The sequence below is a fragment of the Bacteroidota bacterium genome, from assembly GCA_016183775.1.
Lineage (GTDB): Bacteria > Bacteroidota > Bacteroidia > JABDFU01 > JABDFU01 > JABDFU01.
Genome location: JACPDY010000080.1, coordinates 54,161 through 67,941, shown reverse-complemented (window position 1 = coordinate 67,941; position 13,781 = coordinate 54,161). Strand labels below are relative to the sequence as shown.

General features: G+C 40.6%; 12 protein-coding genes. 7 read left to right on the top strand and 5 right to left on the bottom strand.

Annotated elements, in window-relative coordinates:
- On the top strand, positions 1–1,277 hold a 1,277-nt coding region (locus HYU69_10310), incomplete at its 5' end, for a S8 family serine peptidase (protein MBI2270731.1).
- On the opposite strand, the gene HYU69_10305 is transcribed toward HYU69_10310, so the two are convergent.
- Positions 1,267–1,878, bottom strand: a complete 612-nt coding sequence (locus HYU69_10305) for a pseudouridine synthase (GenBank protein MBI2270730.1) — start codon at positions 1,876–1,878, stop codon at positions 1,267–1,269. The genes HYU69_10310 and HYU69_10305 overlap by 11 nt on opposite strands.
- Positions 1,879–1,980: 102 nt before the next feature.
- Entirely contained in the window at positions 1,981–4,035 is a 2,055-nt protein-coding gene (locus HYU69_10300; GenBank protein MBI2270729.1) for an OmpA family protein, read from the bottom strand.
- A gap of 376 nt (positions 4,036–4,411) precedes the next feature.
- Here HYU69_10300 and smpB point away from each other — a divergent pair, with 376 nt between their 5' ends.
- Positions 4,412–4,864: an SsrA-binding protein SmpB gene (gene smpB, locus HYU69_10295; protein ID MBI2270728.1), complete on the top strand. Its 453-nt coding sequence runs from the start codon at positions 4,412–4,414 to the stop codon at positions 4,862–4,864.
- Positions 4,865–5,022: 158 nt separating this feature from the next.
- Here the strand turns inward: smpB and HYU69_10290 are convergent, their stop codons facing one another.
- Together HYU69_10290 and HYU69_10285 are read right to left on the bottom strand one after the other, a co-directional pair.
- On the bottom strand, positions 5,023–5,826 hold the full coding sequence (locus HYU69_10290) for a hypothetical protein (GenBank protein MBI2270727.1): 804 nt from the start codon (positions 5,824–5,826) through the stop codon (positions 5,023–5,025).
- A gap of 199 nt (positions 5,827–6,025) precedes the next feature.
- Positions 6,026–6,682: a protein-L-isoaspartate(D-aspartate) O-methyltransferase gene (locus HYU69_10285; protein MBI2270726.1), complete on the bottom strand. Its 657-nt coding sequence runs from the start codon at positions 6,680–6,682 to the stop codon at positions 6,026–6,028.
- Positions 6,683–7,052: 370 nt separating this feature from the next.
- Between HYU69_10285 and HYU69_10280 the strand changes: the two genes are divergently transcribed.
- The 4 genes from HYU69_10280 to HYU69_10265 all read left to right on the top strand — a co-directional run bounded on the left by HYU69_10280 (position 7,053) and on the right by HYU69_10265 (position 11,494).
- Positions 7,053–8,054 (top strand): Gfo/Idh/MocA family oxidoreductase, encoded by a 1,002-nt coding sequence (locus tag HYU69_10280; GenBank protein MBI2270725.1) that lies wholly within the window; start codon positions 7,053–7,055, stop codon positions 8,052–8,054.
- A 27-nt stretch (positions 8,055–8,081) separates the two neighbouring features.
- Positions 8,082–8,927 (top strand): hypothetical protein, encoded by an 846-nt coding sequence (locus tag HYU69_10275; protein ID MBI2270724.1) that lies wholly within the window; start codon positions 8,082–8,084, stop codon positions 8,925–8,927.
- A 120-nt stretch (positions 8,928–9,047) separates the two neighbouring features.
- On the top strand, positions 9,048–10,469 hold the full coding sequence (locus HYU69_10270; GenBank protein ID MBI2270723.1) for a sugar transferase: 1,422 nt from the start codon (positions 9,048–9,050) through the stop codon (positions 10,467–10,469).
- 116 nt (positions 10,470–10,585) lie between these two features.
- Positions 10,586–11,494 carry a 3-hydroxybutyryl-CoA dehydrogenase gene (locus HYU69_10265; protein MBI2270722.1) on the top strand — a complete coding sequence of 303 codons (909 nt, stop codon included), beginning with the start codon at positions 10,586–10,588 and terminating at the stop codon, positions 11,492–11,494.
- Positions 11,495–11,677: 183 nt separating this feature from the next.
- Here HYU69_10265 and mqnE read toward each other — a convergent pair whose 3' ends face one another.
- The gene (gene mqnE / locus HYU69_10260; GenBank protein ID MBI2270721.1) at positions 11,678–12,841 is read right to left on the bottom strand and encodes an aminofutalosine synthase MqnE; all 1,164 of its coding nucleotides are present in this window, start codon (positions 12,839–12,841) and stop codon (positions 11,678–11,680) included.
- 236 nt (positions 12,842–13,077) lie between these two features.
- Here mqnE and HYU69_10255 point away from each other — a divergent pair, with 236 nt between their 5' ends.
- The gene (locus HYU69_10255) at positions 13,078–13,776 is read left to right on the top strand and encodes a response regulator transcription factor (GenBank protein MBI2270720.1); all 699 of its coding nucleotides are present in this window, start codon (positions 13,078–13,080) and stop codon (positions 13,774–13,776) included.
- Positions 13,777–13,781: the final 5 nt, after the last annotated feature.

Sequence of the window (13,781 nt, the reverse complement as noted above, 5' to 3'; positions counted from 1 at the left end):
GCAAACTCAGTCCCGATAAAAATAAATTTGAAGATTTTGAAAGCCTTGTCGCCATTTCTACTCCGGCCGGACTTAATTACGGCAACTCCTACAACCAGGTTAGCATGATCGGGGCCGATTGCCTTCACAGTAACGGATATAAGGGTGAAGGAATGGTGATAGCAGTTATCGACGCGGGATTTTATAAAGTCGACAGTCTTGCCGCGTTTGACAGTTTACGGACCAACAATCAAATACTCGGCACCCGTGATTTTGTTGATGGAGGTACAAGTGTATATGAAGACCATTCGCACGGAATGATGGTACTTTCCACCATGGGCGGCAACCTGCCGGGCGAACTTATCGGCACCGCTCCCAAAGCAAAATACTGGCTGCTTCGCTCGGAAAATGCGGCACCCGAAAATATTATTGAAGAATTTGATTGGGTGGTCGCCGCAGAGTTTGCCGACAGTGTCGGGGCAGATGTTATTAATTCATCACTTGGCTATTTCACATTTGACGATTCCACGCAAGACCATACGTATGCTGATATGAATGGCAAGGTTGCCCTGTCCTCCATTGGAGCTAACAGGGCTGCCAGAAAAGGAATGGCGGTTGTGGTGAGTGCCGGCAATTCAGGACCGGGCTATATAGGCTCACCGGCGGACGCGGATAGTGTTTTAACCATAGGCGCGGTTGATGCAGGCGGAACCCTGGCCGGATTCAGCTCACGCGGACCAAGTTATGACAATCGGATAAAACCAAATGTCGCCGCACAGGGCAAAGGCAGTGTTGTAGCTTCCACAACAAGCGGAACTATAAACGCTAATGGAACATCTTTCTCATCACCCATTTCGGCCGGCGCTGTTGCCTGCTTGTGGCAGGCCAACCCGGGCAAAACAAATATGCAGGTTCTTAAGGCTGTAGAAAAAAGCTCCACACAATACAACTCCCCCGATTCGCTCTTGGGGTATGGCATTCCGAATATGTGCGTGGCCAACATGGTTTTAGGAGGAACGGATCGTTCTCTGTTGGGACAGGATAAAATTATTGAATCCTTTCCGAACCCATTCGAAACGTCCATTCAAATCACCTTTTACTCTTTAGAAGGGCAAACAATATCTATTTGCTTGTTCGACATACGCGGCAGAAAGATTACAGAAGAAACTCAAAGAGTCAATGCGAACAGTGTAAATTATTTTACGATACACGATGTTGAAAACCTGGAAAGCGGCATGTATATACTGAACATTTCAGGTACAGGCAGCAACTACTACAAAAAGCTGATCAAAAATTAGAGGGCTTTATTTTTAACAACTTAAAGATCTCTTCCTGTTTCAATTCTTTTACCTCCGAAGGTTTCATTCCGGCCAGGCCCAACTCTTCGATCTGTATACGTATGAGACGCAACGTAGGAAACCCGACTTTAGCGGTCATTTTTCGTACCTGGTGATTTTTACCTTCGGTAATACTCAAACGTATCCACGAAGTAGGTATGCTTTTCCTGACACGTATAGGAGGTACGCGATCGGGTATTCCTTCAGGCGGCTCTATGGCTTCGGTGTGCGCAGGCAGCGTTTGATATGTTTTTCCTTCAACAGTAATTGTAACGCCCTTACTCAGTTGTGCAATTGCAGCATCAGTAACGGCACCATCAACCTGTGCAAGGTAGGTTCTGGTGTGCTTAAATGTGGGATGCAATAAATAATGATTAAGCTTTTTATCGTTGGTGATCAGCAACAGACCTTCACTATCCGCGTCCAGCCGGCCAACCGGGTATACATCTTTAGGAAAAGTGAACAACTCGGCCAGCGTGGTATTGTTGCCTTCTTTGGTGAATTGCGATAACATTCCATAAGGTTTGTAAGCGATAAAATATTTTAACGGTGATTGTATCATACACTTTTTGTAAAAAAATTGTTACGATGTTTCAATGCAACCAAAAATAAAACACCCATCATGCCAAAAGGCGCGATGGGTGTTTTTGTGAATACATTATTTTTATTCCTCTTCGCCCTCTTCCTTTTTAGGCTGCTCTATAGGCTTAGGCTGCTCCTTAGGAGCATTAGGATCTACGAAATCTTTACGCAACACCGTGAATACAGTTCTGCGGTTTTTCTGGTGACCTGCTTCTTTTTCTTCAACAGTAGCCATCTTTGCTATCTGGGCATCAGTTACCAAAAGACGTTTTTCACCATAACCCTGAGGCACCAAACGGGCCGCGTTAATTCCTTTCGACAACAAATAGTCGACACAGGATTTTGCCCGGGCCTTAGACAGTGTTAAGTTAAACGCGTCACTTGCACGTGAGTCAGTGTGCGCACTTAGCTCAATTACGATCGTTGGGTTATCCACCAATGTCTGGTAAAGGAAATTCAAAGAATCTTTCGACTCTGGTCTCAGATCAGCTTTACCAAGGTCATATAACACATCAGGGAAACGAATTTCCTTTTCAATTGGTGTCAGACAGAAGTCGTGCTTAAATACTTTTGATTCTGTTAAACCAACAGTAGTTTCTTTCGCTTTAACGCTACTGTTCAGGAAGCCTTTCGGAGCCTCTACCGTTTTTATCTCATTACCTACAGTTGCCGTTAAAACGTAAGATGTGTTTTCATTAACATAACGTTTATCGGCATTTTCGGCAAACTTATAATATCCGCTTTTATCTGTTTTTGTTTCAGCGGTGCTTCCGTCTGAACCAACCAACTTCATTGTTACCCCTTCAATTGTTTCTTTGAACTTACAGTCGGTTATCACACCTTCAATAGTAAACATCATCGGAGGTAAAGAGAACTGCCAGATATCGTCGCCGCCTTTTCCGCCTTCGCGGTTAGATGCGAAGTACCCTCTTTCTTTTTTGCCTTCAAAAATAATTCCGAAGTCGTCAGCGTTTGAGTTGATCGGGCTTTGAAGGTTTGTAACCTCTCCCCATTTTTTATCGCCGGTTTTCTTTGCTTTAAATATATCCAGACCTCCCATTCCTAAATTACCATTTGAAGCAAAGTATAAGTTGCCATCATCGTGCAGGAAAGGATACCCTTCATAACCGGGAGTATTAATGCCGGGACCAAGGTTTACAGGTTCGCTCCACTCTTTCGTCTTTTTATCAAATGAACTCATCCAAAGATCTTTGTCACCAAAACCGCCTGGCATATCAGAACTGAATACAAGTATAGTTTCGTCTAAAGATAAAGCCGGGTGTCCGAAAGAAGAACTATCGGTACAGAAAGGTATTTTTTTAGGTTCCTCCCAAACTTTTCCTTTTATAGTTGTTGTATAAATGCCGCAAGGAAGTATTTTATTCTTTTGCGCGTTGCAACGTGTAAACACCATGAAATTACCCTTTTTACTTATAACAGTGGATCCATCGTTACCCTCAGTATTTACAGGTGGTGTAATCGGAGATGGTGTACTCCATTTCCCGTTTTTATCAAGTTTTGTTTCAAAAATATCACTGAAATTTTGTCCTATACCACCGTCCATTTTCCCGCCTGTTGCACCTTCACGGGTAGAAGTGAAATAAAGTGAGGTGTATTTTTTATCGATGTACGACGGGCTGAAATCGAGCTGCTTTGAGTTGATCTGAGCAACAGGTTCAACTTTCATACGTGTAGGTGAATCTTTCCACTTTTGTGCTAATTCGCACGACTTAGCACCATTTTCTCCTCTTGGATCTTCAGGCACTTCTTTCTTGTATTTGTTGTATTGCACTAAAGCTTCATCGTATTTTCCGTTGATCTTTTTGGCATCAGCCAGGTATAACCTTGCTTTTGAATCAGGGTATTTCGCCTGGATGGCCTTATCATACCATTGTTCAGCGCTTTTATTATCGTTTATCAAACGGTAACATTCGGCAGTTTGGAAAATTATCCTGGCTTTATCTTCCTTCTTGTTAGAGGCAGCATAGGCCTTTTTGTAAAGCTCAATTGCAGTAAAATATTCGCGGGATTTGAATGATTTATCTGCATCTTTTATAAAGTTTTTTTGAGCGAAAGCGCTAACAGAAAAAACAATAACACTTGCCAGTGCAATGAAGGCTAGTTTTGTAATTTTCATGAGGATAGTTGGTTTAGGCGTTTGGTTTAATAACGGGCGCTAAAATAACAAATAATTTTAAATAAAAAGTATTTATTTCGAAAGAATACAAGCCTTTAAATGTTCAAAGTTCGAAGTTCAAAGTTCAAAGTTAGCCGCTGAAAGTCAGAAACTTGCATATTTCACCGGTGTTAGGTTAAAATTATAATTCAATCGATATTAAACAGGCCCCGGATGATAGTTAAATTAACCAATTTACTCCTCTCAAAATTTAGCTGACAAGTGGAAGTTGGAAGTCAGGAGTCGGAAGTCGGAAGTCGGAAGTCGGAAGTGGGAAGTGGGAAGTTGGAAATGCTACGTAAAACGTTATTAAATAGTAAATTTGGCGAGACACTTTATGGCAGACAGAGAAAATATAACTATAAAAAATAAAAAAGCTTCGTTTGAATACAGCTTTATTGACACTTATGTTGCAGGCATTCAACTGTACGGTACTGAAATAAAATCTATCCGCGAAAGCCAGGCCGGCATCAACGAGGCCTTTTGTACGTTTATTGACAATGAATTATTTGTCAGGAATATGCATATTGCCGAATACAAACAAGGCACTTATAACAATCATCAAACCAAGCGCGACCGTAAATTACTGCTTAATAAAAGCGAGCTGGACAAATTACAATACCAGTTAAAAGATAAAGGACTGACCGTGATCCCGCTTCGCTTATTTATTAATGACAAAGGACTTGCCAAGCTGGAAATAGCGTTGGCAAAGGGAAAGAAGGTGTTTGACAAACGCGACGATATTAAAAAACGCGACCTGGAAAGGGAAACCCAGAGAAGGTTTAAATAGGTTCAAATTGGTTTGAAAGAGTTTCAGGTTACAAGTTTCAAGTTGTTACAAGCTGAACCTGAAACCAACAAACTTGAAACCTTTTCAAACCTGAAACCAAATTAAAAGCCCCTTCTGATCTCTCAGAAAGGGCTTTTAATTTTATTATTTTCTTCGACTTAGAAGTGGAAGTTAACCATGATAGAGCTTACGCTGTTACCAATTCCAAAAGAGCTGCCACCTGCAGTTTTTGTAGTTGTTGTTGTAGCTGCAGTTCCTGACCATGACTCAGATGACATTTCACCTTCGCCTGTTGAGCTGAAGTTGATACCCCACCAATATTCAGCACCTACAGAAATTTTAGGAGCGATGAAGTATTCAGCACCGATCAAACCATTCAAACCTAAACCAAAAGTGCTTCCTGATTTATTTGAAGTAACACCAGCACCTTGTCCGAATGAATTAGTATGAGAAGTGTTAGTAGCAGAAAGAGCATTACCATAAGTGTAAGTGTCTTTACCACCGCCCAACATGATCATCAGCATACCACCATAATACCCTTGCAAACGGGTAGTGCCTCTTCTTTTTTCCAAACCGGCACCAATGATAATGTCATTGCTGCTTGATTTGTGCTCATCAGTAACCTGTGCAGGAGGAGTTGCAGTTGAAGTTACGTCAGTTACAAGCATTTTTGATGTAGTTGAACCAAAATTCAAACCGATAGCAGCACGGTATGCTGTTTTTTCGTCTTTGAACATTTTTCCAACAATGTACTGAGTTGAACCTGCAGGGTTTGTCATTGTTGTTCCCTGAGAACCACCCATAACACGACCAACAGCATTTAACGCAGGTACGGCATCAAAGCCGATAGACCAATCGTTAGCTTCTGGCAAATACTTTTCACCTTTTTTAGATGTCAAGTCTTGAGCGAAAGCAGCGGTTACACCGATTGCTAAAGCCACTACTAATACTGATTTTTTCATAGATTTTGTTGTTTAGTTTAATTGTTTAGGATTAATCGTTTTCAAAATTTAACGCTGCAAATATAAAGCGAATTTTAACGCAAAAGTTTATGAACATTTTCTTTATTTTTAACAATCATTTGTTAATAAGCAGGTTAAGTAAACTCAAAAAACCGCTAAAATTGTTAAAAAAGTACATTTTAATGCTTTTAACAATATCTTACTTTCTACCCCATTCTTTCTCTTCTAACAAGGGTACAAATCTAAAATCACCGAAACTAACTATCTGAATATCAGAATTGTTTGCTTTTACAAGTCTTTTCATAACATACGCATCATTTTCGCCGCCAACAGGTATAACCATTAAACCACCTGATTTTAACTGACTTACAAGATCAGGGGGTATGATCGGGGCGCCAGCGGTAACAATAATCTTATCAAAAGGAGCAAATGCGGGTAAGCCTTTAAAGCCATCTCCGTAAAAAAACTTAGGTAAATACCCTAATTTCGGTAAAAGCGAACTTGTCCGGTCAAAAAGCATCTTTTGTCGCTCAATGGTAAATACTTTAGCCCCCATTTCAAGTAAAACCGATGTTTGATAACCGGAGCCGGTACCAACCTCCAGTACTTTGTCTCCTTTTTTAATATCCAACAGTTCGGTTTGAAAAGCTACAGTATGTGGTTGTGAAATAGTTTGTCCCTCACCTATTGGAAAAGCTTTGTCCTGATAAGCGAATTCGACAAAAGCATTATCGAGGAATAAATGCCGCGGAATAGTTTCTATGGCCTTAAGCACCTGTTTATCACTTATACCCTTCTCCTTTACCTGCAAGGCCAGTTGCTTACGCAAACCTTTGTGCCTATAACTATCTTCCATACTTCTATGCTTATTACCGGGGCGAAATTTCACCCATTAAACGCACTAACATCAATAACGACTTAACAAAGTAATGTAGGATATGCTACGAAGTACTCAGTATGCACAAAAGTAGCCCGCAGTATTATACATTATATATTGCATTTTGAATAAAAGTAACAATGCAATGTTCAAATCTGAATTTCAGAATTGATTATTGCATATAATGAGCAGCTAACTTTGTGGTTTGCGCTTTTTAAGAATTACACACCTACGTGCCAAAACACTCCGGTGTGCAGGCACGGAGACATACAGAGAATACACTGAGTTGCACGGAGAAAAAATAAAACGCTGTGGTTCTCAGTGAACCTCTGTGAAACTAAAAAATTATATGGTAAAGATCGGGGTTTTAGGAGCCGGCCATTTGGGCAAAATACATTTGTCGATCATAAAACAACTTCCGCAATTCGGACTGGTCGGCTTTTATGATGCAGACCCGCTTACAGCAAAAAAAATTGCAAATGAATTAAATGTGAAGCCGTACGCTTCTATTGATGAGCTTATAGAAGATTGTGATGCGATTGATATTGTAACGCCTACCATCACACACTTTGAATGCGCGTCAAAAGCGCTGAAAAAAACAAGACATGTATTTATTGAAAAACCATTGACACATACACTTAAGGAAGCCAAAAAACTACTTACCCTGGCCAACGAGGCGAATGTAAAAATACAGGTGGGCCATGTGGAACGTTTTAACCCGGCTTTTTTAACTGCAGCACCCTATATTTCTGAACCATTATTTATTGAAACACACCGCCTCGCGCAATTCAATCCGCGGGGTACGGATGTTTCGGTAGTACTCGACCTAATGATACACGATATTGATATTGTGCTAAGTATTGTTAAAGCAAATATTAAACGGGTGAGCGCCAGCGGAGTGGCAGTTGTTAGTGATACACCCGACATTACCAACGCGCGGATCGAATTCGATAACGGATGTGTGGCTAATCTTACTTCGAGCCGTATTTCGCTGAAGAATATGCGTAAAACCCGCTTTTTTCAAAAAGATGCGTATATTTCCGTTGATTTTTTAGATAAGAAGGTGGAGATGGTGAGGCTTAAACCTGTTATGGGTGATGTTGATCCGCTCGCAATAACAATTGATCTGGGTAAAAACAAAGGTATGAAGCAAATATTTTTTGAAAATAAAACAGCAGAACCTAACAACGCCATTAAATTGGAACTTGAAGCATTTGCCAATGCTATTCTTAATAACACTTCAACTCCTGTACCTATCGAAGACGGGTATAAGGCACTCGATGTGGCCCACCTGATCATTGATAAAATAAAGTTATCCTCGGTTACGGAAGATATTAACAACGGACAATAACCTTTAAAGAACAACGTTAAATTATCAGTGTACAGATCAGCATATATTTTTGTGCTATTACCGGCTATTACTCTTTTATCAGCGTGTAGTTCAATTGACCCTGCAACACAAATTCCTTCCTACGTTCATATTGACAAGATCAATTTAACCACCACCTATTCAGCAGAAGGAACTTCCTCATCAAAAATTACGGATGCATGGGTTTATGTAGGGGACCAGTATATCGGAACCTTTGAGCTTCCCGCAACGGTTCCTGTTCTGAAAGAGGGTTTGAGCAATGTGAGTATTGGTGCCGGAATAAAAATAAACGGTATATCGGCGAATCGCGGCGCCTATGGTTTTTACGGGCCATATATACAAAATCAAACATTGAAACGCGGAGAAAAAATAAACTTAACTCCAACTGTAAACTATTTAACCGGCCTTAGTTTTCCCTGGAAAGAGGACTTTGAAACCATTGGCATCTCCATGATCAAAGGGACAGGAAGTGATACCGTCATACAAAAAGCAGGACTCCCGAATGCATTTGAAGGCAGCAGCTGCGGCGTAGTTTATCTTCCAGGAAATTATTTTGAAGGTGTTTCATCTTCCTCATTTGCACTCCCGAACAATGGCGATGATGTATTTCTTGAACTGAATTATAAGACAAATAATGCTTTTACCGTAGGGATTTATGCAAGCAGTTCAGGTGTGCCTATCCCTGCATTAACCATTAAGCCAAGCGCGCAATGGAATAAAATTTATGTGAACCTGAGTACTATTACGCAACTGGTACCATCAACCTCTTACGCTGTTTTTTTTAGCATGAGCAGGGACGCCGCCGTTTCACAGGCCGAATTGTACCTGGATAATATAAAACTTATTCACCGCTGAATTCATGAAACGAACACGATTGCGACATATAAAAAAAGAGGCGTACGCATTTTGCATTCATTGAGTTCCATATCTGCCGCCGGCAGAAAATTTGACTATTAAAATTAAATTCGGCTTCGAATGAATAAAAGGTTACAAGCCAGCAAGTATCTTTTGTTTGACGCGCTAAGCGCGGCTTTGGCCTGGACCCTTTTCTTCCTGTACCGCAAAGTTTATATCGAGCCCGAAAAATTCGGACGATCTGTTCCTGTGGAATTCAACTCCAAGTTTTACTATAGCCTCATTGCCATCACTATATTCTGGATCCTGTTTTATTATCTGACAGGCTACTATTTAAATCCCTACAGAAAATCGCGACTTAAAGAAATGGGGCAAACCCTTTTCATCAGCATGGTCGGTGTAATTGTAATATTTTTCATACTCCTGCTCGATGATGAAGTGGTTTCATACAAAACCTATTATCAATCATTGCTCGTATTATTTGGATTGCATTTTGGATTGACATTCATTCCCCGTCTTATTTTATCGTCGATAACAAACAACAGGATCCATAACCGCATAATCGGATTTAACACCGTTTTAATTGGCAGCAACGAAAACGCGTTAAAACTATTCAACGAAATGCAAACACAGCCCAAATCATCGGGAAATAAATTTGCAGGCTTCGTTCATGTGGATAACAAGAATGGCTATTCTCATCAACTTAAAGAAAATCTTACGCATCTGGGCGAACTGAGCGAAATAAAAAAGATAGTACATGAATACGCTATTGAAGAAGTTATTATTGCCATAGAAACCTCCGAACACGAACATATCGGGCATATCGTTAACGAGATCGATGACGGCGGGCTGATGATAAAGATCATCCCGGATATGTATGATATTTTATCCGGTTCAGTACGCATGACCTCCATTTTCGACGCGCCGCTTATTGAGATTTCACGTGAGATAATGCCGGTATGGCAGCAATCCTTTAAACGCATGTTCGATGTGGTCGTATCGTTATTTGTACTGATCGGATTTTCGTGGTTATATATCATACTTATAATACTTGTTAAAAGCACTTCAAAAGGGCCCGCCTTTTATAGTCATGAGCGCATAGGCTGGCACGGCAAACCTTTTTTTATTCATAAATTCCGCTCCATGTATATTGATGCGGAAAAACAGGGGCCTGCCCTGTCACGGAAATTGGATCCGCGCATAACGCCATTAGGGCGCTTTTTGCGTAAAGTACGGCTGGATGAGTTCCCGCAATTTTTCAATGTGCTGATCGGTGAAATGTCGATCGTTGGACCCCGCCCGGAACGCCAGTTTTACATTGACCAGATTGTTAAACAGGCTCCTCACTACAAGCATCTGCACAAAGTGAGACCCGGCATCACTTCATGGGGACAGGTAAAATACGGTTATGCCGAAAACGTTGAACAAATGGTGGCACGCCTTAAGTATGACATCATTTACATTGAGAACATGAGCCTCGCGCTCGATTTCAAGATCCTCATCTATACGGTGCTGATTGTGATCCAGGGCAGAGGGAAGTGATATCAACGAATAGCGAATAAAAAAACGAATTTACGAATCTGGTTTCTTCAACAATTCGTAATTTGTACATTCGTAAATAATTCGCAATTTATAGTTAATAGTAATATTGTAGTAATATGAAAAACATAACCGTTATCGGATCCGGAACAATGGGCAATGGGATTGCTCATACGTTCGCGCAATTTGGATTTAATGTGTCACTGGTTGATATTTCACAGCCGGCCCTGGACAAGGCACTGGCTACAATTTCAAAAAACATTGACCGGCAGGTTGCGAAAGGCGCTGTTACCGAAACCGATAAAGTCAACACACTTAAAAATATTAAAACGTTTACAACACTTACAGAAGGTGCAAAAAATGCTGACCTCGTTGTAGAAGCCGCGACAGAAAACATTGAAACAAAACTGAATATTTTCCGTGAGCTGGATAAAATTTGTCCTGTTAACACAATTTTAGCATCTAACACGTCATCTATTTCAATTACCAGAATCGGTTCCGTTACCAAACGTCCCGACAAAGTGATAGGCATGCACTTTATGAATCCTGTACCGGTAATGAAACTGGTTGAAGTGATCCGTGGTTACTCTACTTCAAATGAAGTGAATGAACTGATCTTTGCAATTTCAAAAAAACTGAACAAGGTACCCGTTGAAGTGAATGACTACCCCGGCTTTGTAGCGAACCGTATTTTAATGCCAATGATAAATGAAGCTATCTATTCGCTGTATGAAGGTGTGGCGGAGGTTGAAGAAATTGATACCGTAATGAAACTGGGAATGGCTCATCCTATGGGACCATTGCAATTGGCGGACTTTATCGGGCTTGATGTATGCCTGTCAATTTTAAAAGTATTACACGAAGGTTTTGGAAATCCGAAATATGCTCCATGTCCGTTATTGGTAAATATGGTAACTGCAGGCCACCTTGGTGTTAAGAGCGGGAACGGATTTTACAAATACGCTGCGGGATCAAAAGAATTAGTGGTTGCTGACGGATTCAGAAAACAGGTTCTTCCCCATATTTAAGAGGTTGTTTAAATTTATACCTGTAAATTTATATGAGCGCATTTTTTTCTCAGACGAGGCACTTTTACAGGCAATAGCTCAGCGACCTCTTGCCGAAAAAAGTAACGAAGTATGAGGAAAAAAGGCGCCATAGCAAAATGCAGGGATAAATTTCAAACAACCTCTAAAGCAGGACGAAAGAATTCACTGAACCACCTCCGCTTTATCGGAAAAATTACAGGCAGAATAATCCCGGACTACATTATACAAAGTATCGCGTTCAACGGGCTGGCGATTTACTTGTTTGATGAGTTCAACTAACTGTTGAGTAGTTAAAGCGGGATTCTGCTCCTCAGAACCGGCCATAGTATATATTTTTGTACTATCATCGATAGTGCCGTCAATATCATCCACACCAAAACTCAGGGACAACTGTGCTGTGGTTCGCCCGATCATCGGCCAGTACGCTTTCAAATGCGCAACATTATCCATAAAAATACGGGCGATGGCATAGTTGCGGAGGTCTTCAACCACACTTACTTCCGGTAAATGACTCATTTGATTATCCTTGTTCCGGAACTTTAGCGGAATAAATGTATTGAACCCATTGGTTTTATCCTGCAGTGTACGCAAACGATTCATGTGGTCAATACGATGTTCGAATTTTTCCATATGCCCGTATAACATGGTCGCGTTTGAGGGAATACCTAATTTGTGGGCCGTTTCATGTATCTCCAGCCATTGCGCACTGGTACATTTATCCTCACAAATTTGTTTGCGCACTTCTTCATCAAAAATTTCGGCGCCGCCTCCGGGTAATGAATTAAGTCCATAATCCTTAAAGTATTTCAAACCTTCCTCATAACTCATTTTCGCTTTGCGGAACATGTATTCCAATTCTACAGCGGTAAAGGCTTTAACGTGCAGATCGGGACGATACTGTTTTATCTTTTTAATCAGATCGGCAAAATATTTTAATCCCATTTTGGGATGAACCCCTCCCACTATATGTACTTCAGTTACAGGTTGTCCATCATACTTTTTTATAATGTCCAGTATCTGCTCTTCATTTAATTCCCATGATCCTTCTTTTTGCTTTAACAAGCGTGAGTAGGAACAAAACTTACAGTCGAATACACAGATATTAGTTGGCTCAATGTGAAAGTTGCGGTTAAAAAAAGTTTTGTTACCGTGTTTTTGTTCGCGGATGTGATTGGCGAGTGTGCCAACAAAACCTAACTCGCCTTTGTAATACAGTGTTACTCCTTCATCGATGGTGATACGCTCATTATTCAGAATTTTTTCGGCAATTATCTTTAATTCCTCAGGTAATGCTGTAGAAGCGATGAGTTGTTGAATATTCTCCATATTAGATTCATTTAAGCATTTTGAAATTCTTCACTTACTTTTCTTGCTTGATCAAGAAAAGTAACAAAAGAAATCAAGACAAAACGATTCCTCCCCACCAAGCTACCCGGCATCGCGTTTTGTCACTCCCGACCCGCTCAGATCAACAAAAATTCCGCAATTATTTTTAAATTCTACTTATAACGCCCCGGCTAATACAAAGTTACTTATTATTAACTTTATACCGAAGCAAAACAATGGCCACAAAACGAATATTAATAGTTGAAGACGAAGAACACCTTCGTAATATGCTGAGACTTAATCTTGAGCTGGAAGGTTATTTTGTTCAGACGGCCGACAATGGTAAAAAAGCCTTGCTGGAATTCCGTTCTGCGCGATATGATCTGCTTGTGCTGGATGTAATGCTGCCCGAAATGGACGGCTATACGCTTTGCGAAACAATACGATTGGAAAACACAACTGTTCCTGTTTTATTTTTAACGGCTAAGGCCGGGAGTGATGACAGGATAAAGGGCCTGAAGCTCGGAGCTGATGATTATTTAGCCAAGCCATTTAACCTGGAAGAATTTTTACTTCGTATTAAAATTTTATTAAAACGCTCTGAGAAAACATATCACGCTGACAAAACAGCCGACACCTATACCTTTGGCGAAAGCAATATTAATTTTTTAACATTCGAAATTACAGGTGTTCAGGGACAAAGACAACAGCTCAGTAAACGCGAAGTGATGTTACTGAAATTACTTATTGATCGCAAAGGAGAAGTTGTGTCACGTGAACAGATCCTTGAAACCGTCTGGGGAGTTGATGTTTACCCATCAACGAGAACCATAGATAATTATATTTTAGCTTTCCGGAAATACTTTGAAAGAGATCCGAAGGAACCAAAACATTTCCATTCAATAAGAGGCGTGGGGTATAAATTTACAGAATAGACAAC